Below are 23,105 nucleotides of genomic sequence, written 5' to 3'. Positions count from 1 at the left end.
CGCCAGGCGGCGATAGCCCTTCCCGGAATCAATTCGGCAACCGTTGGCCGGGCCGGGTCGACCGTACGGCCGACCCGGCCCGGCTGAGGTCACTCGGACGCCACTCCGACCGGCACGGGCTGCCGGGCGGCGCTGCGCCGGCGCAGCCAGAGCTTGAACCAGGGCATGTCGGGCAGGCGGGCCAGGATCGGGCCGGTCACCACGGTGATCAGCACGTACGCGGTGGCGAGCGCCGCCAGGCGGGGCTCGACCGGGTACGCGGCGGCGACGGCCAGCCCGGCGATGACGATGGAGAACTCGCCGCGCGGGGTGAGCGCGAAGCCGGCCCGCCAGCGACCGGGCTCGGCGATCCCGGCCCGTCGGGCGGCCAGCCACCCGGTGGCCAGCTTCGTCCCCATGGTGACCACGGCCAGGAGCAGCGCCGGCAGCAGCACCGGCGGCATGTCCAGCGGCTTGGTGACCAGGCCGAAGAAGACGAAGAAGACCGCGGCGAAGAGATCCCGCAGCGGCGACAGCAGCTCGGTGGCGTGGTGCGCCACCGGCCCGGACAGGGCGATGCCGACCAGGAACGCGCCGACCGCGGCGGACACCTGGAGCTTGGCGGCGACGCCGGCGACCAGCAGGGTCAGGCCGAGCACCCCGAGCAGGAGGGCCTCCGGGTCCTTCGCGGAGAGCGCGGCGGAGATCAGGTGGCCGTACCGGATCGCGACCGTCAGCACGACGACGACGGAGAGCACCGCGACGGCGAGCGCGATGCCGCCCTTCACGAGGCCGACCCCGGCAAGCAGCGCGGTGACCAGCGGCAGGTAGAGGGCCATCGCCAGGTCCTCGATCACCAGGACGGAGAGGATCACCGGGGTTTCCCGGTTACCGACCCGGCCCAGGTCGCCGAGCACCTTCGCGATCACTCCGGACGAGGAGACCCAGGTGACGCCGGCGAGCACCACGGCGGCCACCCAGCCCCACCCGAGCAGCAGGGCGAAGGCGAAGCCCGGCAGGGCGTTGAGCACCGCGTCGATCAGGCCGGCCGGTGCGGCCGAGCGGAGGTTGCCCACCAGCTCGTTGGCGCTGTATTCCAGGCCGAGCATGACGAGCAGCAGGATGACGCCGATCTCGGCGCCGACGGCGAAGAACTCCTCGCTGGCGTTGAGCGGCAGCAGGCCGCCGTGGCCGAAGCCGAGGCCGGCGAGCAGGTAGAGGGGGATGGGTGAGACACCGAAGCGGCGGCTGAGCCGGCCGAGCAGGCCGAGCAGGAGCAGCAGCGCGCCGACCTCGACGAGCAGCGTTGTGGTTTCGTGCATCCGCGCCTCAGCCGTCCGGGTCGGCTTCGGCGAGGATCGCGGTCACCCCGTCGAGCCCTTGCCGGGTGCCGACCACGACCACCACATCACCGGCCTCGAACCGGAAGGTGGGATCGGGCGAGACGTTCACCTCGCCCTGACGCAGCACCGCCACGATGGAGGCGCTGGTGCGGGTCCGTGCCTTGGTGTCACCGAGCTTCCGGTTGACGTACCGGGAGCCGGCCGGAATGGCGATCTGCTCGGTGAGCAGCCCGGCGGCCTGGTCGCGCAGCCCGGCGAGCTGGCCGAGCATCAGCGACGCGCCGAGGATGTCGGCCAGCGCCTCCGCCTCGTCGTCGGTCAGCGGTATGTCGTGCTGACAGGAGTCGGGATCGTCCGGGTCGTAGAGGACCAGGTCGCGGCGGCCATTGCGGTGGGAGACCACGCCGAGTCGGCGGCCCGATTCCGTCATCAGATCGTGACGGACGCCGATCCCCGGTAGGGCAGTCTGTTCAACACGTACTCGCACCCGCGCAAGGCTACCGTGCGGAGGAGGGGCCATGATCGGTCGCCGTGTGCTCCCGGCCATCGGTCTTCTGCTGGTGCCGGTCCTCGCCGCCTGCTCGATCGGCGACGTCCGCCGGACCCCACCCGACCGGTCGTCCGCGTCCCCCCGGCCGGCGCCGACCGCGCCGGTGCCGTCGCGGGCCGTCGGCTTCGACGAGGTACGCCACGTCCGGGTCGCCGTCGACCGCCGGTACGACCGCCCGTTCGTGGAGTTCGTCGATGCCGACCACGGGTACGCCCTCTTCGTCGCCGCCTGCGACGACCCACCGCCCAGCGGCGGCTGCCCCGGTGCCCTGCTGTACGCCACCGTGGACGGCGGCCGTTCCTGGCAGGCCCTGCGGCACCCCCGTCCGGTGGCCGTGAACCAGCAGCTCTACGCCGTGCCGGGGGCGCTGGTGCTGCTCGCCGAGCCGTACGGCTGGTACACCTCGACCGACGGCGGGGCCACCTTCGCCCACACCACCGGCGGGGAGCCGGCGGCGCTGGTGGCGGCCCGCGGCCGTTTCCAGGTGGCCGAGGGGTCCGGTGCGGTCGCCGAGTGGGACGGCGGCGCCCTGCGGCCGTTGTCCGCCCAGCCGGCCGTACCCGGGCTGAACACCGTGGGTCACTCGGGCGACCTGGTGGTGGCGGCCGGTGCGCGCGACGGCCGGCCCGCTGCGGCGGTGTCGCGGGACGGGGGCCGGCACTGGGTGTCGACGCCGCTGTCCTGGCGGGGCGACGAGGTGGGGGTGCTGCGCGTGGTGATCGCCCCGGACGGCGGCGCGTGGCTGGTCGGGGAGCGCCCGGACCGGACCGGTTTCCCGGCGCTCTGGCGGCTGGTGGGTGGCCCGGAGTGGGACCCGGTTCGTGCCGTCGGGCATCCCGCGCAGGCCCGTTCGGTGGCGCCGCTCGGCGCCGAGCTGGTGGCGGTGACCGGCCCGGACGGGGTGGGCGTGGTGGCCGGTGGCCGCTACTACCGGGTGGACTGGCCGCTCACCGCCGAGCACCACCTCACCGTCCTGGGCGACGGCACGATCGCCGCCCGCGGCCCGGACGACGTGGTGCTCGGCACGGGCTGGACGGCCAACCGCCGCTGGGTCAGGGTGGTGCTGGACGGCCAGCCCGAGTGACGGGTGTCACACGGTTGGAGTTGAGCGGAATAGACTCAACTCTGGTTGTGTCCTTCCCAGTGGACACGCCGATCCGGGGGAGCCCATGAACACGGAACGACTCACCACCAAGAGCCGCGAGACCATCACCGGTGCCGTCGCGCTGGCGAACCAGCGCGGCCACGCCACCGTGGAGCCCTGGCACCTGCTGCTGTCGCTGCTGGACACCGAGGGCTCGACCGCCGCCGGCCTGCTGCGCGCCGTCGGGGCCGACCCCGCCGAGCTGCGCCGGGTCGCCCAGCGTTCGGTCGACGCCCTGCCCGCGGCACGCGGCTCCAGCATCGCCGAGCCCACCCTGGCCCGCGAGTTCGTCAACGCCATCGGCGCCGCCGAGCAGATCGCCCGGCCGCTGGGCGACGAGTACACCTCCACCGAGCACCTGCTGGCCGGGCTGGCCCGGGTGGGTGGCGCGGTCTCCGTCGCGCTGAAGAACTCCGGCGCGACCGAGGAGAACCTGGTCGCCGCCTTCCCGACCGTGCGCGGCGGGGACCGGCGGGTCACCACGGCCGATCCGGAGCAGACCTACCAGGCCCTCGCGAAGTACGGCGTCGACCTGACCGCGAGCGCCCGCGAGGGGAAGATCGACCCGGTCATCGGCCGCGACTCGGAGATCCGCCGGGTGATCCAGGTGCTGTCCCGGCGTACCAAGAACAACCCGGTGCTGATCGGCGAGCCGGGCGTCGGCAAGACCGCCATCGTCGAGGGCCTGGCCCAGCGGATCGTCGCCGGTGACGTGCCGGAGTCGCTGCGGGACAAGAAGCTCGTCTCGCTCGACCTCGGCGCCATGGTGGCCGGCGCGCAGTACCGCGGCCAGTTCGAGGAGCGGCTGAAGTCGGTGCTGGAGGAGATCAAGAACTCCGACGGCCAGGTCATCACGTTCCTCGACGAGCTGCACACCGTGGTCGGCGCGGGCAAGGGCGAGGGCTCGATGGACGCCGGCAACATGCTCAAGCCGATGCTGGCCCGCGGCGAGCTGCGGATGGTCGGCGCCACCACGCTGGACGAGTACCGCGAGCACATCGAGAAGGACCCGGCGCTGGAGCGCCGCTTCCAGCCGGTGCTGGTCGGCGAGCCGACCATCGAGGACACCATCGGCATCCTGCGCGGCCTGAAGGAGCGCTACGAGGTGCACCACGGCGTCCGGATCACCGACGCCGCGCTGGTCGCCGCCGCCGCCCTCTCCGACCGCTACATCACCGACCGGTTCCTGCCCGACAAGGCCATCGACCTGGTCGACGAGTCCGCCTCGCGGCTCCGGATGGAGATCGACTCCCGCCCGGTCGAGGTGGACGAGATCGAGCGGGCGGTACGCCGGCTGGAGATCGAGGAGATGGCGCTGGCCAAGGAGCCGGACGCCGCCTCGGCCGAGCGGCTGGCCCGGCTGCGCAAGGAGCTGGCCGACAAGCGCGAGCAGCTCACCGCGCTCTCCGAGCGCTGGCAGCTGGAGAAGAGCCACATCACCAAGCTCTCCACCGCCAAGGAGGAACTGGAGCGGCTCGGCGGCGAGGCCGAGCGGGCCGAGCGCGACGGCGAGCTGGAGCGCGCCGCCGAGCTGCGCTACGGCCGGATCCCCGCCCTCCAGGCCGAGCTGAAGCAGGCCGAGGAGGAGCTGGCCCGGCTCCAGGCGGACGGCGCGATGCTCAAGGAGGAGGTCGGCGCGGACGACATCGCCGCGGTGGTCGCCTCCTGGACCGGCATCCCGGCCGGCCGGCTGCTGGAGGGCGAGACCGCCAAGCTGCTCCGGATGGAGGAGACGCTGGGCGCGCGGGTCGTCGGTCAGGCCGAGGCGGTCACCTCGGTCTCCGACGCGGTCCGCCGGGCCCGGGCCGGTGTCGCCGACCCGGACCGCCCGACCGGCAGCTTCCTCTTCCTCGGCCCGACCGGTGTCGGCAAGACGGAGCTGGCCAAGGCGCTCGCCGGGTTCCTCTTCGACGACGAGCGGGCCATGGTCCGCATCGACATGAGTGAGTACGGCGAGAAGCACTCCGTGGCCCGCCTGGTCGGCGCCCCGCCCGGCTACGTCGGCTACGAGGAGGGCGGCCAGCTCACCGAGGCGGTGCGTCGCCGGCCGTACTCGGTGATCCTGCTGGACGAGGTGGAAAAGGCCCACCCGGACGTCTTCGACGTGCTCCTCCAGGTGCTCGACGACGGCCGGCTCACCGACGGCCAGGGCCGCACGGTCGACTTCCGCAACGCGATCCTGATCCTCACCTCGAACCTGGGGTCGTCGGTGATCAGCGACCTGACGCTGGCCGAGGAGCAGCGCCGGGAGGGCGTCCTCGCGGTGGTCCGGTCGCACTTCAAGCCGGAGTTCCTCAACCGCCTCGACGACATCGTGGTGTTCGCCGCCCTCCAGGGCGCGGACCTGCGGGCGATCGTCGACATCCAGCTCGACCGGATGCGACGCCGTCTCGCGGACCGCCGGTTGTCGCTGGACATCAGCGACGCCGCCCGGGTGTGGCTGGCCGAGCACGGGTACGACCCGATCTACGGCGCCCGCCCGCTGCGCCGCCTCGTGCAGTCGGCGATCGGCGACCAGCTCGCGAAGGCCCTGCTGGCCGGCCAGATCCGCGACGGCGACACGGTGAAGGTCGACCTGGCCGACACCAAGGACGGCCTGACGGTGACGGCCGCCTGACCCCTGACCCCGGGCGATCAAGAAGTTTGCGTCGGCTGTGGCACATCGGCCGGCGCAAACTTCTTGATCAACAGGGTCGGTGGTGGCCGGTCGGGGAAATAGTGGGGGCATGTTCGGGATCGGGGAGAAGGACCGGGAGTTGGACGCGGCCGTCGAGGAGCTTCGGCGGGCGGACACGGTCGCCTTCGGCGGGGTCGGGATCGCGGGGCAGATGCTGCCGGCGACCGAGGCGTACCGGCACGTGGAGCAGGCCCTGCGGGAGCACCCCGAGGCGGCTCGGAAGAAGGTCGACCGGCTGCTGAAGCACGGGACGCCGGCCGGGAAGGCGTACGCGGCCACGCTGCTGGACACGGTCGACCCGGCGGCCGGCCGGGCGGCCTGGGAGCGGCTGCGCGACGACGACGGAGAGTTCACCACGTTCAGCGGGTGCCTCATGGACCGCGCCACCCTGCGCGAGTACGCCGCCGAACGCCTCTCCGGCGCCTGACCGTAGCTGACCGGTCACTCAACGAACGTCACTACGACGCACGTGCGTCTGGTTGTTACCGTCTCCGCCGAAACACCTTGGGGGGAGACGGCCGTGAACGGTTCGCTGGCGTACGTGGTGACCACGTTGGGGTGCCTGGTCGGGGTGGCCGGCGTGGTGATCGCCGTGATCGCCCTGCGCAGGGCCCGGTCCGCGCCACGCCCGAAGGCCGCCCCCGGTGACCCGTTCCGGGACCGGGACGCCGACGCGCTGCGCGGCGACCCCCGCGCGCTCAAGCCCGGCGACATCGTGGAGATCCGCCAGGTCCCCTACACCGTGCGCGGCTCGGTGCACCTGGTCGAGGGCGGCTGGAGCTGGGCGGAGCACCTGCTCGACGACGCCGGCGGGGTGAAGCGCTGGCTCTCCGTCGAGTCGGAGCCGGACCTGGAGCTGGTGCTCTGGACCAGCGAGCCGTCGGCCACCGTCACCCCCGGGGCGCCGACGCTGGAGATCGCGGGCCGCCGCTACAACTGGGACGAGTCCGGCCAGGCCAAGTTCACCGCCACCGAGGGCACCGGCCTCGACCCGCGCGGCACCATGCGCTACCACGACTACCAGGCGCCCGGCGGGGCCCGGCTCTCGTTCGAGGCGTACGGGGAGGCCGGCTGGGAGGTGAACCTCGGCGAGCAACTGCACCGCGCCGAGGTGATGATCTACCCGCAGGGCGGCCCGGAGAAGGTGGACTAGAACGTGCTCGTCGCCCTGGAGGCCCCGTACGTCGACACCCGCGCCGCCGACCTGAGCCTGGCCCTCGGCGGCCCCGAACGCCCCGCCCTGCACGTGCGCGAGCTGACCCTGCCCGGCGGGCTGCGGCTGCGGCTGCGCCTGCTCGGCGCCTCACACCAGGTGGTCTGCGGCGACCTCACCGAGACGGTCGCCTGCCTGCCCGGCCGCGCGCCGCACCTGCCGGACGCCCTGCACGACGCGACCGCCGGCTACCGGTTCACCGCCACGGTGCTCCGGCCGGCGGGTGACGGCCTGCGCACCCGGGTCGCCGCGCTCCGCGCCGACCTGGCCGACGACCCGTACGCGCTGGTCGGGGTCTTCCCCGGCGACGAGGACGCGGTCACCGCGCTCGCCGTCCGCCCCGAGCCGCCGGACGGCTCGGTGGCCTGGCGCACCTGGCACGCGTATCCCCAGACCAACGAGCTGGTCCTGACCGAGACGGTGGTGAAGCTGTGACGTATCGACGGTGGTTCGTGGTGGGGGTGGCGTTCGCCGTCATCGGCGCCGTGGTCGCCGCCTTCGCGATCTTCTACGGCAACTTCTCGCCCCGCGGCTACGTGGAGGACCGCTACAGCCGGGCGACCAGCCGGGACCTCGGCTCCGACGCGATCGCGTACACGTCGAACCGGGCGCCGAGCCAGGTGTCGAAGGAGATCACCGACGCCTGGCAGCCGGCCGACCAGTACGTCGACGGCAGCGGGGTCTACCTGCGCTACGACGACGACTCGGTGGTGATCCTGCCGCTCGCCGCCGGCTCGGTGATCCTGCTGGAGCGGATGACCACCGCGTACCCCCGCTACCACTCCCGGGTGGGCACCCACTGGGGCTGGGGGCGGGGCAGCACGGTCCGCGGCGGCGGACCCGGCTCCGGCAAGTGACCTGACCCGACGAATCCTGGAGTCCCCTGTGCAGACCCTCTTCACCGATCTGCTCGTCACGCTCGCCTACGGTGTGGTCGGCGTCGCCCTGATGGCCGTCGGCTACGTGCTGGTCGACGTCGCCACCCCGGGCAAGCTGCACGAGCTGATCTGGGCGGAGCGCAACCGCAACGCCGCGCTGCTGCTCGCCTCGAACCTGGCCGGCGTCGGCATCATCGTGGTCGCCGCGATCGCCGCCAGTGCGGACGACTTCGCGCTCGGCCTGGTCGGCGCCGCCGCGTACGGCATCCTCGGGCTGGTCATCATGGCCGCGTCGTTCCTGCTGCTGGACATGGCCACCCCCGGCAAGCTCGGCGAGATCCTGGTCGACCCGGAGCCGCACCCCGCGGTGTGGGTCTCCGCCGTGGTGCACCTGGCGACCGGCGCGATCATCGCCGCCGCCATCAGCTGATGACAGCCGGCAAGCGGGCCGCGAAGAAGAAGACCGGCTGGGTCGCCTGGCTGGCCGTCGGCCTGGTCCTCGCCGGCTGCGTGGCGGTGGGGGTGCTCCACACCGACGGGGACACCACGGTGCCCGCGCCGGCCGCCGACGAGCGCGCCGACAGCGTGGCGGTCCTCCAGCGCACCAGCGCCGAGCAGGGCCTCTGCTACGGCTGGGTGCTGGAGGACTACTACGACTACGGCGCCGCCCCGCGCAACGTGGGATCGAACCTCGGCGACGGGATCGCGGTCGAGGAGAACCCGGGCTGCCCGCGCTGGGTGCAGGTGACGGCCAACATCGGCTACGTCTCGGAGAGCAGCGAGAGCAACGACTTCGCCCGGATCGAGGTGACCGGCTCCCCGGACATCGACACGCTCGACCTCGTGCGGGTCGAGAACGGGCTGGAGCGGCTCGGGCTCACCGAGGACGTCTTCGTCGACGACCCCGGTTGGGCGGTCACCCGGGCCGCAGTCATGCTGCCGCTGCTCGCCGTCGAGGCGGGGCTGGCCCAGCCCGCCGACACCCCGCTACCGGCGGTGGGCAGCCCGTCCCCGCTGCCCGACGCCGGCAGCGACTACCTGCGGGACCGGTGGGGCTGGCTGCTCGCCACCGTCGGGCTGCTCCTGCTCGCCGCGCTCTTCGTCACCGTGGGCGTGGTGCAGCGCCGCCGGGCGACCGCTCCGGGTCGCGGCGCGGCGCCGGACGCGCCGAGCCGGAGTGGTCGCAAGCGCCGGATGGCCGTGCCCGCGCAGCCTGCCGGGGCGGGCGCCGCCGGGCGTACCCGGGAGAAGGCGTGACCGCCGACGCGCCCGCGCGGCCGCGGTGGCGCCCGGCCCGCGCGGCGGTCCTGCTCGCGGTCTTCGTGTGCGCGGCCTGCGGCCTGGTGTACGAGCTGGCCCTGGTCGCGCTCGGCAGCTACCTGATCGGCGACACGGTCGGCCAGGCGTCGATCGTGCTCGGCGTGATGGTGTTCGCGATGGGCGTCGGCGCGCTGGTCGCGAAGCCGTTCCAGTCCCGGGCGGCGGCCGCGTTCGCCGCGATCGAGCTGGCCCTGGCGCTGCTCGGCGGCCTCTCCGTGCTGGGCCTCTACGCCGCGTTCGCCTGGCTCGACCTCTACGGGCCGGCGCTGGTCGGCACCGCGTTCGTGCTGGGCCTGCTGATCGGCGCGGAGATCCCGCTGCTCATGGTGCTGCTGCAGCGCATCCGCGAACAGTCCGCGGGCAGCGCCGTGGCCGACCTCTTCGCCGCCGACTACGTCGGCGCGCTGCTCGGCGGGCTGGCCTTCCCGTTCCTGCTGATGCCCGTCTTCGGCCAGCTCAAGGGCGCCCTCGTGGTGGGCGCGGTGAACGCCGTGGCCGGCCTCGCCCTGGTCTGCACGGTCTTCCGCGCCGACCTCGGCCGCCGGTCCCGGGTCGCGCTCGGCGCCGGCGCCGTCGTGGTCGCCCTCGGCCTGGGGTACGCCTGGGTCACCGCGCACGACTTCGAGGTGACCGCACGGCAGCAGCTCTACCGCGACCCGGTGGTGCACGCCGAGCGCAGCCGCTACCAGGAGATCGTGCTGACCCGGTCGGTGCGGGAGGTCGGCCACGCCGACACCGACCTGCGGCTGTTCCTCAACGGCGACCTCCAGTTCAGCTCGATCGACGAATATCGCTACCATGAGTCGCTGGTCCACCCGGCGATGCGCGGGCCGCACGGCAACGTGCTGGTGCTCGGCGCCGGGGACGGGCTGGCGTTGCGGGAGATCCTCAAGTACCCGGACGTGCGCCAGGTGACCCTCGTCGACCTCGACCCGGCCGTGGTGCGCCTGGCCCGGTCCGAGCCGCAGCTGCGGGACCTCAACCACCACTCGCTCGCCGACCCGCGGGTCCGGGTGCTCAACGTCGACGCGTTCGGCTGGCTGCGCACCGCCACGGAACGCTTCGACGTGGTCGTCGCCGACCTGCCCGACCCGGACGAGACGGCCACCGCCAAGCTCTACACCATCGAGTTCTACGCGCTGATCCGGCCGGTGCTCGCACCCGGCGGCCGGCTCGTGGTGCAGTCCGGCTCGCCGTACTTCGCGCCCCGGTCGTACTGGTCGATCGAGCGGTCGATCCGGGAGGCCGGCTTCGCCACCGTGCCCTACCACGTGGACGTGCCGAGCTTCGGCGACTGGGGCTTCGTGCTCGCCGCGCCGGGCGCCACGCCGCCCACGCTGGGGCTGCCCGACGACGCGCCGCCGCTGCGCTTCCTCACCCCGTCGGTGCTCGCCGCGGCGGCCAGCTTCCCCGCCGACCGGGCCCGGCTGGACGTGCCCGCCTCCACGTTGCTCCAGCCCAGAGTGCTGGAGTACGCCCGCGCGGAGTGGCGCGGCTACTAACGTCGGTCGCGTGGCCGCCCGTCCGTCCCGTTGGTCGAGACCGCCCCGGGCACTGGAGGCGCCGTCGTACCTTCAGGCGTTCGTGCTGTCCGGGGTGGTGACCGTGCTGGTCACCCGGGCGTACCTCAACGCGACCGGCTTCCCACAGCTCGGCGGCGGCGGGCTGCACATCGCGCACGTGCTCTGGGGTGGCCTGCTCATGACCGCGGGCCTCGCGGTGGGGCTGATCTTCCTCGGCAGCGTGGCGCGGATCGTGGGCGCCATCCTGGGCGGGATGGGCTTCGGGCTCTTCATCGACGAGGTCGGCAAGTTCGTCACCGCCGGCACCGACTACTTCTACGCACCGGCCGCCAGCATCATCTACGTCGCGTTCGCCCTGCTGGTCGTGATCACCCAGGCGTTGCGCGGCCGGACCCGGCTGTCCGGGCCGGAGCGCACGGCGAACGCGCTCTACACCGTCGTCGGCGGTCTCACGACCGGCCTCACGGCCCGGCGCCGGGCGGCCGTGCTGCGCCTGGTCCAGGGGTGCGGGCCGGAGGTCGAGGAGGCGGTCGTCCGGCTGCTCGACGTGGTGCCCCAGCGGGAGACACCCCCGTTCCGGTTCTGGCGCCGCTGGGTCCGCCTGGCCCGCCGCGGCCTGGTCTGGGTGACCACGCACCGGTGGGTCGTGTCCCTGGTCGTGCTCTACGTGATCGGCGAGCCGTTCGTCGTCGTGCTGCGGGTCCTGCTGGACGCGATCACCGGCCATCTGCCCGACCAGGACGAATGGGGTGCGCTGCTCGGGGTCTCGGTCTCCGCGCTGATCACCGCGGTGCTGAGCATCCGCGGCGCCCTGCTGCTGCCCAGCGACCAGACGCGGGCCTTCCGGCTGTTCAAGCTCGCGCTCCTCGTGGACCTGCTGTTCGGGCAGATCTTCAGCTTCACGGTCAACCAGTTCGGCGCGGTCTTCGCACTCGGCGTGGATCTCTTCCTGCTCGCGGTGGTGACCGCCGAGTACCGCCGGCTGCGCCGGGAGGCCGGGGAGGACCAGTCGAGCTGACCTTGACGCGCGGCATCGATGGGTCGGGACCGTTACTGTGTGGGCCTGATCTAGAGAAGGAGAGAGTCATGACCGATTCCTCCCCGGCGCCGGGCCGAGCGCGTCCGGGCGTGGTGGCGGCGTCCTTCTACCTGCTGCTGCTCTTCGCGCTCACCCAGTTGATCGGTCTGATCGCGACGGTCGCCGTCAGCAGCCGGCTGAAGGAGGGCTTCGAGCGGGCGTTCGAGGGCACCACGACGGGCGCCCAGGACGTCGGCACGTTCGTGGTCGGGTTCACCATCGGGACCGCCGTCCTGCTGCTCGTCCTCGCGCTGGTCCTGGTCGTCCTGGGCCTGTTCAACAACCGGGGCAGCAACGGCACCCGGATCACCACCTGGGTGCTGGGCGGCATTCTCATCTGCTGCCTCGGCGGCAGCCTGATCAGCGGCGCCACCGGAGCCGTCGGCGGCAACACCGGTGGCGAGGGGCCCTCCGCCGAGGAGCTCCGGCGCAGCCTCGACGACGCCCTGCCGTCCTGGTACACGCCGGTGAACACGCTGCTCGGCGTGCTCGGGCTGGTCTCGTTGCTGGTCGCCCTCATCCTGCTGGCGCTGCCCAAGGCCAACGAGTTCTTCCGCAAGCCGAAGCAGGGCTGGGAGCCCCCGGTCCCCGGCGCCGCCTACCCGGCGGAGCCCGGCTACCCGCAGACCCCGGGCTACCCGGCCGCGCCCGGTTACCCGGGCCAGCCCGCCCCCGGCCAGCCGGGCCAGCCGGCTCCCGGGCAGCCGGGCCAGGCCGGTCCGTCGCCGGAGCCCGGGGAGCGCCGGGACGGCGAGCCGCCATCGGCAAGTTGACGTCCGGATAAGAGCGACGCCGACGATCCCTCCGAGTAGGTTGCAACCCGACGCCTACCGGAGGGATTCGTCGTGTCGTACCCCCATGAGGCCCCGCCCCGCCGGCCGGGCGCGGTGGTCTCGGCGGCGGCGCTGCTGCTGCTGATGGCGGTGGGCGCCGTGGCGTACGCGGTCGCCAACCTGCTGGTCACGGCGGGCACGGTGGACCGCTTCCGGGAGGCGGCGCGGACGACCGACGCGGGTGGCGGCGAGATCGACGGGGTGGCGTCGCTGCTGCGCGCCTCCACGGTCCTCTCCGCCGTGCTCGGCGTGCTGGTCGCGCTCCTGCTCGTCGGGCTCGCCCTCGGCCTGCTGTCGGGCCGCGCCGGCGCCCGGGTGTCCACCTGGGTGGTCGCCGGTCTGGGGCTGTTCTGCGGCTGCTGCGGCCTGGCCGTGCTGGTCGGGCAGCGGGCCGCCCCGCTCCGGCTCGGCGCCGACGACCGGGTCACCGCCGACCTGCTGGCCCTGGTCGGCGACGCCTACCCGGGCTGGTGGATCCCGGTGAACGCGACGCTGTCGGTGGCGCAGATCCTCGGCTACCTGGTGGTGGCCGCCCTGCTAACCCTGCCGTCGGCCGGGGCCTTCTTCCACCGCCGCCCGCCGCGCCCGCCGGCCGGGCCGGTTCCGCCGGCCGGTCCGGTGCCGGCCGGGCCGGGTTACGGTCCGCCGCCGGTCCCGGCCCCGCCGGTCGGTCCGCCCGCACCGGGACACGGCGCCCCCGCCTCGGCCGCCCCGGCCCACGGGCACCCCTCGCCCTGGGGGCCGCCGCCGGCCGGGCCGGTGCCGCCCCCGCCCGGCACGCCCCCCACCCCGCCGCCGCCCCCGCCCGGCACGCCCCCCACCCCGCCGCCGGCCCCGCCCGGGCCGACCCCACCCCTCGAGGACCGCCCGTGACCGACGCACCACCTCCCGCATCCCGCCGGGCCCTCATCACCGGTGCCAGCCTGGGCATCGGCGAGGCGTTCGCCCGCCGGCTCGCCGCCGACGGCTGGGACCTCGTCCTGGTGGCCCGGGACGCGGGCCGGCTCGACGGGCTGGCGGCCGAGTTGACCGGCCGGCACGGCCACGGCGTCGAGACCATCGCCGCGGATCTGTCCACGGACGACGGATGCGCTGCGGTGGAGGGCCGGCTGACCGCCGAGCCGCCGGTGGAACTGCTGGTGAACAACGCCGGGATCAGCCTCAACACCCCGTTCGTCCGGTCGACCGTCGCGGACGAGGCCCGACTGGTCCGGCTCAACGTGCTGGCCGTGCTCCGGCTGACCCACGCGGCCCTCGGCCCGATGACCGAACGAGGCCACGGGGCAGTGATAAATGTCTCTTCGGTCGCCGGTTTCGGTGTCCCCATGCCGGGATCGACCTACTCGGCCAGCAAGGCCTGGGTGACGAATTTCAGTGAATCGATCGGCCAGTCGGTCGCCCCGCTCGGCGTACACGTGATGGCGCTCTGCCCCGGCTACACCCGCACCGGCTACCACGAGCGGGCCGGCATCGACATGTCGCGCACCCCGGCGTGGATGTGGCTGCGGACCGAGGACGTGGTCGACGAAGGGCTGCGTGACCTGCGCAAAGGCAAGCCGGTCAGCGTGCCGAGCTGGAAGTACAAGCTGGCCGTGGCCGGGCTGCGGCACGCCCCCAGGCGGCTGCTGCGCGGCGTCTCCCGGGACACCCGCGGGCGGGTCGGCCGGTCCGGCGGCTGACCAGCGGCGACCCGCCGGAGGTCCCGTGGCCGGGATGCCCGCCCGCCGACCGGGATGGACGGTCGCACAGCGTAGTCGGCCATCGCCACCCGTCGGTCGCCCGCAGGGTTGACCCGGGTGGACCCCACGCCCGCCTCCCAGACTTGCGAAGTACCCTCTATCGCCATGGGGGACCACGACGACCTGCGTAAATTCATCACTGACCTGGCTGTTGTGCACGGCCGGGTGGTGCTCTCGTCGGGTCGGGAGGCGGACTGGTACGTCGATCTGCGTCGCGTCACGCTCCATCACCGGGCGGCACCGATGATCGGCCGGGTCATGTGCGACCTCACCGCCGACTGGGCGTACGACGCGGTGGGCGGGCTGACCCTCGGAGCCGACCCGGTCGCCACCGCGATGCTGCACGCGGCGGCCGGGACCGACCGCCCGCTGGACGCCTTCGTGGTCCGCAAGGCGGGCAAGGCGCACGGCCTCCAGCGGCGGATCGAGGGGCCGGACGTGGCCGGCCGCCGCGTCCTGGCGGTCGAGGACACCTCGACGACGGGCGGCAGCGTGTTGACCGCCGTCGAGGCATTGCGTGAGGCCGGGGCCGAGGTGGTGGGTGTGGCGGTTATTGTTGATCGAGGTGCCGGCGACACGGTGCGAGCCGCCGGATTGCCTTATCGGGCGGCCTATACGTTGGCTGACCTCGGCCTTGTGGCGTAAAAGTCTGCCGATTCGGATCTGCTGATATGCAGGCGGATCGATGCTCCTGGTGGAAGGATGGAAAACGTGGGAACTGCGTTGGCTGAAATGACCATGCCTCAGATCTCGCCGCTTGCCGGCGAGCCGATCGAACGTGCCGACGCCGAGCGGCTCGCGGGGGTCCTCAAGGCCCTCGCGGACCCCGCCCGGCTGCGGCTGCTCAGCCTGATCCAGTCGGCTCCCGAGGGGGAGGCGTGCGTGTGTGACCTCACCGCGCCGCTCGGCCTCTCGCAGCCGACGGTCAGCCACCACCTGCGCATCCTCACCGAGGCCGGCTTGCTGGAGCGGGAGAAGCGCGGTGTCTGGGCGTACTACCGGCTGGTGCCGTCCGCGATCGCCACGATCGCGGATCTGCTCACCCCGCCGCGGAAGCGGGCCACCAAGAAGGCCCGCTGAATCCGGACGTGTCCGAAGGGGTGGCCGCCTCATGTGAGTGCGGCGACGGGTGGCGTGCCAGGGGTGGCGTCACCCATCGGATGGCTGTCCGGGGTCGTGGCGCGGCGTCAGACGCGCCGAGCCCGGACAGGCCACAGGTGACGGCTGTCCGTCATCCGTGCCACCCGCAGGTCGACAGGTCGTAGTCGAAGGCCGGCTCCCGAGAAGGGGGCCGGCCTTCGGTCTGTCCGGGGTCAGCGGCGGTGCTGGCCGCCGCGCCGGTGCTGGTCGTCGTCGCCGTCGACCGCGTCCCGGACCGCGTCCACGGCGCCCGCCGCGCTGGCCGCGGCGATCACCGCGACCGCCTCACCGCGCTTGCGCGCCCGCCGGTCGCGGAGGAACTCGAAGAAGATCGGCAGCACCGAGATCAGGATGATGAGCGCGACCACCGGCAGGATGTACCGGTCGATCTTGTCGCCGATCGCGTCGTAGATCTGGTGGGCCAGCAGGTAGCCGATCAGCAGGATGCCGTCCACCCAGAGGATCGCGCCGACCACGTTCCACAGGAGGAACTGCCGGGCGGGCATGCCGAGCACGCCGGCCACCGGGTTGAGGAAGGTCCGCACGATCGGGATGAACCGGGCCAGCACCACGGCCTTCGCCGGGCCGAACTTCTTGAAGTAGTACTCCGCCTTCTCCACGTACTCCCGCTTGAACAGGCGGGAGTTGGGGCGGTCGAACATCCGCTTGCCGTAGCGCGCGCCCAGCCAGTGGCCGAGCTGGGCGCCGGCGATCGCGCAGAGCGGCCCGCCGATCAGCAGGCCGGCCAGCGAGAGCCGGGTGCCGCTGCCGAAGATCGCGTCGGCCACCGGCGAGGCGGCCACCCCGGCCAGGAAGAGCAGCGAGTCGCCCGGAAAGAAGAACCCCACCAGCAGGCCGGTCTCGGCGAAGAGGATCGCCCACACGCCGACCATCCCGAAGGTGTGGATGAGGTCCTTCGGGTCGAGCGGGTTCAGGGCCACGCTCTCGGAGAGCATCCGGGTCTTCTCTGCTGTGTCCACGGCCACAAAGGGTACCCGGGTGCGTTCAGGCACCTCACCGGACCGGGCGTACTGGTCACCGGCGCGGGGCGACCCCGGTCTCGGGGCCCGGACATGCCGGTGCCCCGCCGACCAGGGGGTCGGCGGGGCACCGTGGTTCGTTGGTGCTCCGGTCAGGCGACGAAGCGGGTCCGGCGGCGGCGGGACACCACGTAGCCGGCCGCGCCGGCGGCGAGCAGGAGCGCGCCGACGCCAGCGATCAGAGCGGTGGAGGAACCGGTGATCGGCAGCGTGCCGCCGCCACCCTGGCCACCGCCACCACCCGGCGCGGCGTTCACCACGACCTTGGCGGTGTCGTTCGCCGGCTTCAGGTCGGCGTAGAAGCCACCTTCGCACTCGCACGGGACGTTGACCTTCACGGTGCCCGTGGCGTTGGCGATGACCTTGTCGATCCGGAACTTGAACTCGGCGGTCAGCGTCTCGCCGGCCGGGGCAAAGGGACCCGGGTAGCACCGGTACGCGGCGGCGCCGGGCGTGCCGGCCTCGCCCCACTCGGCGTCATCACCGGTTCGCGGCGCGCAGTCGACCGGCACCTCGACGGCGGTGGTGCCGGTCGGCACAGTCACGTCCATGAAAGTCACGTCGGACTGCGTACGGAGGTGATCCAGCGTGGCTGGGCCGTTGTTGCGGAAGCCGAGAGCGGCCGTCAGCACCGCTCCCTTCTTACCGGTGAGCGAGGCGCCGATCGCGGCCAGGTCGGCCCCGTTCTTGCCGGTGACCTTCACGGTCAAGTCACTGAAGTTGTTGTTCGGGTCGGTGTCCGTCTGCACCACGCGGGCACTGCGAGCGGCGGGCAGCGAGGTCAACGAGAGGGACTTCCCGGCACCGCTGCGAGCCACCTCGGCACCGGCATCCTCGCGAACCTGGAAGAGGTCCTCGAAGTCCGACGGAGTCATGAACCGAACAACGCTGTACTGACTGCCCGGCGCGTACGTGTCGGCGGCAAGCTCGTAGTTGAGGGTCGTGGTGCCGCCGCCGCCAACCGCGATCTTCTCGTCGAACTCGCAGGCGAACAGGAAGTCCTTGACGTAGAGGCAGTTGTCGAACCGCTCCTTGGTCCGGATGCCGTAGTCGCTGTCGAACAGCGCCACGACGCCGTCGATGTCCTTGCTGCCGACGTTGCGTACCGTCACCGGGGCCTGGAACTTGCCCCCAGGTGCGGCCTTCACCGTCGTGTCCGCTCCACCCGCCAGGTCGACGCCCTCGCCGACCCGGAGTCGGGACGTGGAGGTGGCGATCTCCCTGTCGGCGGCGCGAAGGTCGATCTTGAGCTCACCCTCGTCGCCGGTCGCTGCCTTGTCGGTCGGAGCGACGACGACCGTGCTGAGAAAGCCGCCGTACAGCTCGTCGATGGTGACTGGGAAAAGTTCGTGGCAGACCAGGACGCCGTCGCCATCGGCCGTGCAGTCGTTGCCGCTGTCGCCGGTCAGGGTGACCTTCCCGGCGAGGCTGCGATAGTCGTAGCGGACGGTCACGTCGTTGAGCACGGCGGCCTCGTTGCTGTAGAGGCCCGCTCCCCGAACCACGCCGGGCGAATCGGCGGCGACGGTGACGTCCGGGAAGAAGAGTTCGAACTCGGCCGCTGGCGCGGCGAAGGCCGGGGAGGCGGAGGCGGCGACGAACGCGCCTGCGACGCCCAACCCGGCAAGCCAGCGCCGGCTGGAGTTGGTGAGCATTGGGGGGTTCCTCCCGTGGGGGTTCTTCAGGTGGAGCCCGTGGAGCTTAATGAACCCTTAAGTCGCCGCGCTGGCCCAGGTGACGCCGCACGGCAGATATTGACCGAACGGTTGATCAGCGGTGGTGCAATGTTTCGCCGGCCCGTACCCGTCAACAGGGCGGGACACCGGGAGGTGCAGTGACGTACGAGGAGTTCGCCGACGCGCGGCTGGGCGCCCTGCTGCGGTACGCGGTCATGTTGACCGGGGATCCGCACCAGGCCCAGGACCTGGTGCAGGAGACGATGGTCCGGGTCCAGCTCAACTGGCGCCGGGTCGCCCGCAGCGACGCGCCGGAGCGGTACGTGCGCCGGATGCTCACCAACCAGTTCGTCGACTGGCGGCGCGGCTCGTGGGCTCGGCGGGTGCTGCTGCGCGGCGAACCGGACGAGGCGCTGCCGGCCCCGACCGACCACGCGCAGTCCGCGGTGGACCGCGACCAGCTCTGGTCCTGGTTGTCGCGGCTGCCCCGGCGGCAGCGGGCCACGCTGGTGCTCCGTTATTACGAGGACCTGCCCGACGCGGAGATCGCGGAGATTCTCGGCTGCGCCGTCGGGACCGTCCGCTCCTGCATTTCCCGCGCCCTGGCCACCCTCCGAGCCGAGTACGTGGAGGTCTGCTGATGATCGAGGACGACCTGCGGGCGGCCTTCGCGCGCCGCGAGGAGTTGACCCCGCCCACCGGCCCGGTCCGGGCCGCCATCGACCGGGCGGTGGTCCGTCGCCGGCGCCGCCGTCTCCGGCTTCGGCTCGCGGGGACCGCTATGGCGGTGGTCGCCGCCGCCCTGGCCGGCTTCACCGCGATCGCGCCCCGTCCGCCGGAGACCGCGAACCTGCTCGGCGTACCGGCGACGCCGACCCCCACCGAGGCCTTGAACATGCTGCTGCTCGGCGTGGACGGGTCCGGCGCCGACGCGAACCTGCGGGCCGACTCGGTCCTGCTGGTGCACGTCCCCGCGGACCGGAGCCGGCTCTACGTCGTCTCGCTCCCGCGCGACCTGCTAGTGCCGGTCCACGGCGTGGGGATGACCAAACTCAACACGTCCTTCGCCTACGGCATACCGGGACCGGGGGGCAACCTGGCCAGTGGGTACCAGGCCACCCGGGGGGTGGTCGCCCAGGTGACCGGCGTACGGATCGACGCCGGCGCCGTGCTGACCTACCGGGCCGCCGGCGAGCTCACCGACGCGGTGGGCGGCGTGTCGGTCTGCCTGCCGACGAAGGTCCGCTCGCACCACACCGCGCGCAGCTTCCCCGCCGGGTGCCAGCGGCTCGGCGGTGCCGCCGCGGTGGACCTGCTCCGCCAGCGCTACGGGCTGCCCGAGGGCGCCCTGGACCGCGACCGCAACGCCGAACGGTACGCGGCCGGACTGCTCCGCCGGATCAACGAGCAGGGTGCGCTGACCAACCCGGCGCTGCTCACTCGGCTGATCACGCAGGTCGGCTCGACCGCGATGGTCGACACCGGGGAGCTGTCCCTGCCGATGCTGGTCTCGGCGGCCGGAAAGGCGGCCACCGCCGAGCCGGTCGCGGTCGGCCTGCCGGTCCGCTACGAGGCGAAGCCGCCGTACGGGTTCCGGCTCGACCCCGCCCTGGCCCCGGGCTTCCTCGACGCGCTGCGGACCGACCGGCTCGGCGAGTGGACGGCGGCCCACCCGAAGCAGGTCACCGGCCTGCGCTGACGCGGGCGGGGCCGCCGGCCCCGCCCGCCGATCTCAGCGGTAGTCGTCCTCGTCGGCGGTGACCACCCGGGCCTGCTCCATGGCGTCCCAGTCGTCGACCTCGAGCCCGCGCTGCGGCTCGCCGTCACCCTCCTCGGGGGTGACCACCGTGGCCTGCTCGACCGCGTCGGCCGGCTCCGCCTCCAGGTCGCGCTCCTCCGGAGCGAGGTCGTCGCTCGGAGCGAAGTCCTCGTCGGGCTGACCCATCGTCCCTCCCTGGATCTCGGTGCGGACGGTCACCACCACACCGTACGGGCTGACCCGGGTCCCCGCTCGGCAGCGGGTGGAACGGTGGATCGGCAATTGTGCTGTCCGGGACGAGCACCCGGTGCCAGGATGGTGGCGTGGGCTTCCTGATCCGGCTGGCGATCACCGCGGTCGCGCTGTGGATTACCACGCTCATCGTGCCCGGGGTGGAGGTGACCGGCCACAACGGCTTCAACACCGTGTTCACCGTGGTCGTGGTGGCGCTCATCTTCGGCGCGGTCAACGCCCTGCTGAAGCCGGTCATCAAGGTGATCGGCTGCGTGTTCTACCTGCTCACGCTCGGTCTTTTCGCGCTCGTGGTCAACGCGCTGCTGTTCCTGCTCACCGACTGGATCGCCCGCGGGCTGGACCTCTCGTTCCACGTCAACGGCTTCTGGGCCGCGTTCTGGGGCGCCATCGTGGTGGCGGTGGTGAGCTGGCTGATCAGCGTCGTGGTGCCGGACAGCCTGGACGAGCGGTGAGCGGTTCCCGGGTCGGTTGTGTCCGCCGCACGCTCCTACGGGATACTTCCCGCGGTGGACAGCGCGGTCCGGCGCACCCATGGAAGACAGCGGCCTGCACGGCCGAGAGCGGTAAGTAAGGAGCGTTCGACATGCCCATCGCTTCCCCCGAGGCTTACGCGGAGATGCTGGACCGGGCCAAGGCCGGCCGGTACGCGTACCCCGCGATCAACGTGACCTCCTCGCAGACGCTGAACGCGGCGCTCAAGGGCTTCGCCGACGCGGAGAGCGACGGCATCATCCAGGTCTCCACGGGCGGCGCGGAGTACCTGTCCGGCCCGTCCGTGAAGGACATGGTGACCGGCGCGGTGGCGTTCGCGGCGTACGCGCACGAGGTGGCCAAGAAGTACCCGGTGAACATCGCGCTGCACACCGACCACTGCCCGAAGGACAAGCTGGACAAGTTCGTCCGTCCGCTCATGGGGATCTCCCAGGAGCGGGTGAAGAACGGCCAGGAGCCGCTCTTCCAGTCGCACATGTGGGACGGCTCCGCCGTGCCCGTGGCGGAGAACCTGGAGATCGCCGAGCAGCTGCTCGCCGAGGCCGCCAAGGGCAAGATCGTCCTTGAGATCGAGGTCGGCGTCGTCGGCGGCGAGGAGGACGGCGTCGAGAACGCCATCAACGAGAAGCTCTACACCACGGTCGAGGACGGCCTGGCCATGGTCGACGCGCTCGGCCTGGGCGAGAAGGGCCGCTACATGGCGGCGCTGACCTTCGGCAACGTGCACGGCGTCTACAAGCCGGGCAACGTCAAGCTCCGCCCCGCGGTGCTGCACGACATCCAGGTGGCCGTGGGCGCCAAGTACGGCAAGGACAAGCCGCTCAGCCTGGTGTTCCACGGCGGTTCCGGCTCGCTGCTGTCCGAGATCCGCGAGGCGCTGGACTACGGCGTGGTGAAGATGAACATCGACACCGACACCCAGTACACCTTCACCCGGCCGGTCGCGGACCACATGTTCCGCAACTACGACGGCGTGCTGAAGGTCGACGGCGAGGTCGGCAACAAGAAGATGTACGACCCGCGCGTCTGGGGCAAGGCCGCCGAGGCCGGCATGGCCGCCCGCGTGGTCGAGGCCTGCGAGCACCTGCGCTCCACCGGCACCACGATGAAGTGACCACCGCGTGAGCCGGAGGCCGGCACCCGATCGGGGTGCCGGCCTCCGCGCGTCTCAGCCGGCGGTGAGCACCCGGACCGCCTCACGGGCGTCGTCGGTGAGGTGGATCGTGGCCGACAGGTCACCGAACGGGGAGGCCGCGAAGAGCGGCCGCAGCAGCGACTCCACCGGCAGCTCGGTCGTCCAGTAGGTCCGGTCCAGGAACACGTACGCGCCGCTCGCCCCGTCGGTGCCGTAGTAGGTCTTCGTGGCCGCCTGGAACACCTCCTGCACCGTGCCCGCCCGGCCGGGCGCGAAGACGATCCCGCCCCGGGCCAGCCGCAGGATGGTGTCCTCCCGGATGGCGTTGGAGAAGTACTTGGCGATCCGCCCGGCGAACAGGTTCGCCGGCTCGTGCCCGTACAGCCAGGTGGGGATGGCCAGACCCCCCGAGCGGGCCCACTCGGTGCCCGGCGCCGCCGGGCGGGGCGTGGGCAGGGACGGGCCGGCCGCGAACCGGGCCCGGACCCGCAGCGCCGCGTCGGTGTAGCGGTCGTGGTCGGTGAAGTCGGGCGCCGTGGCCAGCAGGTCGATCGCGGCGGTCAGCTCCTCCGCGGGCCAGGCCGCGAGGAACGCGCCCAGGTTCGCCGCCTCCATGACGCCGGGACCGCCGCCGGTCACCACCAGCCGGTCGGCCCGCGCCAGCTCCCAACCCAGCACGGCCGCCATCCGGTACGCGGCGCTGCCGCGCGGCACCGCGTGCCCACCCATCACGCCCACCACGGACTGCGGCCCGTGCACGGCCAGCCAGGCCCGGGTGGCGTCGGCCAGGGCGTTGTCCACCCCGTGGTCGTGCAGCCGTTGGCCGAGGGCCTCCCGCACGTCGGGCAGGGCGCCGCCGTGCGCCCGGAAGTGCGCGTACACCCGGGTGTCGTACATTCCGGCGAAGCCGCCCTCGGCGAAGCCGGCGGCCAGGTCGTCAGCGGTGTAGAGGTGGGACGGCTGGGTCGGGTAGGGCAGCCCGGAGAAGGGCGGGACGACGTTCGCGCCCCGCCGGACCAGGTCCGCGCCGACCTCGCGGTCGGCGAACCGGCAGCCCACGAAGAGCGTGCCGGCGACGTCGACGCCGCGCAGGTCGGGGACCGGGTCCAGGTCGAGGCGGAGGCCCTGCACGGTCAGGCCGGCGAGGGTGCCCTCGGCCAGGCGCCGCTCGAACGCGGTCCGGGTTTCGATCTCGTCGGGGTTGGCGTGCGGCTCGATGACGTCCGCGGGTGGTGGGGTCGGCACCAGATCATCCTGCCCCCGGTCGGCAAGCCGGCAAACCCGGGCGGCACGGACAGGAGCCCGGTGGCCAGGCCGCCGGGCTCCTGCAT

25 protein-coding genes are annotated in these 23,105 nt (G+C 72.8%); 19 read left to right on the top strand and 6 right to left on the bottom strand.

Annotated features, from left to right (window positions below; genetic code table 11):
• Positions 1 to 89: 89 nt before the first annotated feature.
• Both ABZ452_RS17860 and ABZ452_RS17855 read right to left on the bottom strand, forming a co-directional pair.
• The gene (locus ABZ452_RS17860; RefSeq protein ID WP_357943886.1) at positions 90 to 1,301 is read right to left on the bottom strand and encodes a cation:proton antiporter; all 1,212 of its coding nucleotides are present in this window, start codon (positions 1,299 to 1,301) and stop codon (positions 90 to 92) included.
• Between the two features lie 7 nt (positions 1,302 to 1,308).
• Positions 1,309 to 1,809: a cation:proton antiporter regulatory subunit gene (locus ABZ452_RS17855; protein WP_357943884.1), complete on the bottom strand. Its 501-nt coding sequence runs from the start codon at positions 1,807 to 1,809 to the stop codon at positions 1,309 to 1,311.
• A gap of 31 nt (positions 1,810 to 1,840) precedes the next feature.
• Between ABZ452_RS17855 and ABZ452_RS17850 the strand changes: the two genes are divergently transcribed.
• From ABZ452_RS17850 to ABZ452_RS17780, 15 genes are all read left to right on the top strand, one after another.
• Positions 1,841 to 2,956 (top strand): hypothetical protein, encoded by a 1,116-nt coding sequence (locus ABZ452_RS17850; protein WP_357943882.1) that lies wholly within the window; start codon positions 1,841 to 1,843, stop codon positions 2,954 to 2,956.
• A gap of 85 nt (positions 2,957 to 3,041) precedes the next feature.
• Positions 3,042 to 5,633 (top strand): ATP-dependent chaperone ClpB, encoded by a 2,592-nt coding sequence (gene clpB / locus ABZ452_RS17845; protein ID WP_357943880.1) that lies wholly within the window; start codon positions 3,042 to 3,044, stop codon positions 5,631 to 5,633.
• Positions 5,634 to 5,742: 109 nt separating this feature from the next.
• Positions 5,743 to 6,120, top strand: a complete 378-nt coding sequence (locus ABZ452_RS17840; protein ID WP_357943878.1) for a hypothetical protein — start codon at positions 5,743 to 5,745, stop codon at positions 6,118 to 6,120.
• Positions 6,121 to 6,213: 93 nt separating this feature from the next.
• Entirely contained in the window at positions 6,214 to 6,846 is a 633-nt protein-coding gene (locus tag ABZ452_RS17835; RefSeq protein ID WP_357943876.1) for a DUF4178 domain-containing protein, read from the top strand.
• Between the two features lie 3 nt (positions 6,847 to 6,849).
• Positions 6,850 to 7,341, top strand: coding sequence for a DUF2617 family protein (locus tag ABZ452_RS17830; RefSeq protein ID WP_357943874.1), 492 nt, complete (start codon positions 6,850 to 6,852; stop codon positions 7,339 to 7,341).
• Positions 7,338 to 7,763 (top strand): DUF4247 domain-containing protein, encoded by a 426-nt coding sequence (locus tag ABZ452_RS17825; RefSeq protein ID WP_357943872.1) that lies wholly within the window; start codon positions 7,338 to 7,340, stop codon positions 7,761 to 7,763. Before ABZ452_RS17830 ends, ABZ452_RS17825 begins: the two co-directional genes overlap by 4 nt.
• A 28-nt stretch (positions 7,764 to 7,791) precedes the next feature.
• Positions 7,792 to 8,214, top strand: coding sequence for a DUF350 domain-containing protein (locus ABZ452_RS17820; protein WP_355337402.1), 423 nt, complete (start codon positions 7,792 to 7,794; stop codon positions 8,212 to 8,214).
• On the top strand, positions 8,214 to 9,041 hold the full coding sequence (locus ABZ452_RS17815; RefSeq protein WP_357943870.1) for a hypothetical protein: 828 nt from the start codon (positions 8,214 to 8,216) through the stop codon (positions 9,039 to 9,041). The genes ABZ452_RS17820 and ABZ452_RS17815 overlap by 1 nt, the downstream gene beginning before the upstream one ends.
• Positions 9,038 to 10,606, top strand: coding sequence for a polyamine aminopropyltransferase (locus ABZ452_RS17810; RefSeq protein WP_357943868.1), 1,569 nt, complete (start codon positions 9,038 to 9,040; stop codon positions 10,604 to 10,606). The genes ABZ452_RS17815 and ABZ452_RS17810 overlap by 4 nt, the downstream gene beginning before the upstream one ends.
• A gap of 10 nt (positions 10,607 to 10,616) precedes the next feature.
• A complete protein-coding gene (locus ABZ452_RS17805; protein ID WP_357943866.1) occupies positions 10,617 to 11,645 on the top strand; it encodes a hypothetical protein in 1,029 nt (342 codons plus the stop codon).
• Positions 11,646 to 11,713: 68 nt separating this feature from the next.
• Positions 11,714 to 12,478, top strand: coding sequence for a hypothetical protein (locus ABZ452_RS17800; RefSeq protein ID WP_357943864.1), 765 nt, complete (start codon positions 11,714 to 11,716; stop codon positions 12,476 to 12,478).
• 72 nt (positions 12,479 to 12,550) lie between these two features.
• Positions 12,551 to 13,411, top strand: a complete 861-nt coding sequence (locus ABZ452_RS17795) for a hypothetical protein (protein ID WP_357943862.1) — start codon at positions 12,551 to 12,553, stop codon at positions 13,409 to 13,411.
• Entirely contained in the window at positions 13,408 to 14,217 is an 810-nt protein-coding gene (locus tag ABZ452_RS17790; RefSeq protein WP_357943860.1) for an SDR family oxidoreductase, read from the top strand. The genes ABZ452_RS17795 and ABZ452_RS17790 overlap by 4 nt, the downstream gene beginning before the upstream one ends.
• Positions 14,218 to 14,382: 165 nt before the next feature.
• The gene (pyrE, locus tag ABZ452_RS17785) at positions 14,383 to 14,922 is read left to right on the top strand and encodes an orotate phosphoribosyltransferase (protein ID WP_357943858.1); all 540 of its coding nucleotides are present in this window, start codon (positions 14,383 to 14,385) and stop codon (positions 14,920 to 14,922) included.
• Positions 14,923 to 14,979: 57 nt separating this feature from the next.
• Positions 14,980 to 15,357 (top strand): metalloregulator ArsR/SmtB family transcription factor, encoded by a 378-nt coding sequence (locus ABZ452_RS17780; RefSeq protein ID WP_091081602.1) that lies wholly within the window; start codon positions 14,980 to 14,982, stop codon positions 15,355 to 15,357.
• 233 nt (positions 15,358 to 15,590) lie between these two features.
• Here ABZ452_RS17780 and ABZ452_RS17775 read toward each other — a convergent pair whose 3' ends face one another.
• The gene (locus tag ABZ452_RS17775; protein ID WP_357943856.1) at positions 15,591 to 16,430 is read right to left on the bottom strand and encodes a DedA family protein; all 840 of its coding nucleotides are present in this window, start codon (positions 16,428 to 16,430) and stop codon (positions 15,591 to 15,593) included.
• Positions 16,431 to 16,549: 119 nt separating this feature from the next.
• Positions 16,550 to 18,112: an LPXTG cell wall anchor domain-containing protein gene (locus tag ABZ452_RS17770; RefSeq protein WP_357943854.1), complete on the bottom strand. Its 1,563-nt coding sequence runs from the start codon at positions 18,110 to 18,112 to the stop codon at positions 16,550 to 16,552.
• 179 nt (positions 18,113 to 18,291) lie between these two features.
• Here ABZ452_RS17770 and ABZ452_RS17765 point away from each other — a divergent pair, with 179 nt between their 5' ends.
• Together ABZ452_RS17765 and ABZ452_RS17760 are read left to right on the top strand one after the other, a co-directional pair.
• Positions 18,292 to 18,774: a SigE family RNA polymerase sigma factor gene (locus tag ABZ452_RS17765; RefSeq protein ID WP_357943852.1), complete on the top strand. Its 483-nt coding sequence runs from the start codon at positions 18,292 to 18,294 to the stop codon at positions 18,772 to 18,774.
• Positions 18,774 to 19,832, top strand: a complete 1,059-nt coding sequence (locus ABZ452_RS17760; protein WP_357943850.1) for an LCP family protein — start codon at positions 18,774 to 18,776, stop codon at positions 19,830 to 19,832. Before ABZ452_RS17765 ends, ABZ452_RS17760 begins: the two co-directional genes overlap by 1 nt.
• A gap of 33 nt (positions 19,833 to 19,865) precedes the next feature.
• Here ABZ452_RS17760 and ABZ452_RS17755 read toward each other — a convergent pair whose 3' ends face one another.
• Positions 19,866 to 20,078, bottom strand: a complete 213-nt coding sequence (locus tag ABZ452_RS17755; protein ID WP_357944570.1) for a hypothetical protein — start codon at positions 20,076 to 20,078, stop codon at positions 19,866 to 19,868.
• A gap of 137 nt (positions 20,079 to 20,215) precedes the next feature.
• On the opposite strand from ABZ452_RS17755, the gene ABZ452_RS17750 reads away from it, so the two are divergent.
• Together ABZ452_RS17750 and fbaA are read left to right on the top strand one after the other, a co-directional pair.
• A complete protein-coding gene (locus tag ABZ452_RS17750; protein WP_357943848.1) occupies positions 20,216 to 20,599 on the top strand; it encodes a phage holin family protein in 384 nt (127 codons plus the stop codon).
• Positions 20,600 to 20,730: 131 nt separating this feature from the next.
• Complete coding sequence (fbaA, locus tag ABZ452_RS17745; protein WP_357943846.1) at positions 20,731 to 21,753, top strand: class II fructose-bisphosphate aldolase; 1,023 nt, start codon at positions 20,731 to 20,733, stop codon at positions 21,751 to 21,753.
• Between the two features lie 54 nt (positions 21,754 to 21,807).
• Here fbaA and ABZ452_RS17740 read toward each other — a convergent pair whose 3' ends face one another.
• A complete protein-coding gene (locus tag ABZ452_RS17740) occupies positions 21,808 to 23,019 on the bottom strand; it encodes a hypothetical protein (protein ID WP_357943844.1) in 1,212 nt (403 codons plus the stop codon).
• Positions 23,020 to 23,105: the final 86 nt, after the last annotated feature.

Source organism: Micromonospora sp. NPDC005707 (assembly GCF_040631005.1).
Lineage (GTDB): Bacteria > Actinomycetota > Actinomycetes > Mycobacteriales > Micromonosporaceae > Micromonospora.
Note: the sequence above shows the minus strand (reverse complement) of the source record. Positions and strands in the feature narration are given on the sequence as shown.

Excerpts from the sequence above, each read along its gene's own strand:
- clpB (WP_357943880.1), top strand. The coding sequence starts at position 3,042 with ATGAACACGGAACGACTCACCACCAAGAGCCGCGAGACCATCACCGGT.
- ABZ452_RS17840 (WP_357943878.1), top strand. The coding sequence starts at position 5,743 with ATGTTCGGGATCGGGGAGAAGGACCGGGAGTTGGACGCGGCCGTCGAG.
- ABZ452_RS17760 (WP_357943850.1), top strand. The coding sequence starts at position 18,774 with ATGATCGAGGACGACCTGCGGGCGGCCTTCGCGCGCCGCGAGGAGTTG.
- ABZ452_RS17770 (WP_357943854.1), bottom strand. The coding sequence starts at position 18,112 with ATGCTCACCAACTCCAGCCGGCGCTGGCTTGCCGGGTTGGGCGTCGCA.
- ABZ452_RS17755 (WP_357944570.1), bottom strand. The coding sequence starts at position 20,078 with ATGGGTCAGCCCGACGAGGACTTCGCTCCGAGCGACGACCTCGCTCCG.
- ABZ452_RS17860 (WP_357943886.1), bottom strand. The coding sequence starts at position 1,301 with ATGCACGAAACCACAACGCTGCTCGTCGAGGTCGGCGCGCTGCTGCTC.
- fbaA (WP_357943846.1), top strand. The coding sequence starts at position 20,731 with ATGCCCATCGCTTCCCCCGAGGCTTACGCGGAGATGCTGGACCGGGCC.
- ABZ452_RS17780 (WP_091081602.1), top strand. The coding sequence starts at position 14,980 with ATGGAAAACGTGGGAACTGCGTTGGCTGAAATGACCATGCCTCAGATC.
- ABZ452_RS17850 (WP_357943882.1), top strand. The coding sequence starts at position 1,841 with ATGATCGGTCGCCGTGTGCTCCCGGCCATCGGTCTTCTGCTGGTGCCG.
- pyrE (WP_357943858.1), top strand. The coding sequence starts at position 14,383 with ATGGGGGACCACGACGACCTGCGTAAATTCATCACTGACCTGGCTGTT.
- ABZ452_RS17800 (WP_357943864.1), top strand. The coding sequence starts at position 11,714 with ATGACCGATTCCTCCCCGGCGCCGGGCCGAGCGCGTCCGGGCGTGGTG.
- ABZ452_RS17815 (WP_357943870.1), top strand. The coding sequence starts at position 8,214 with ATGACAGCCGGCAAGCGGGCCGCGAAGAAGAAGACCGGCTGGGTCGCC.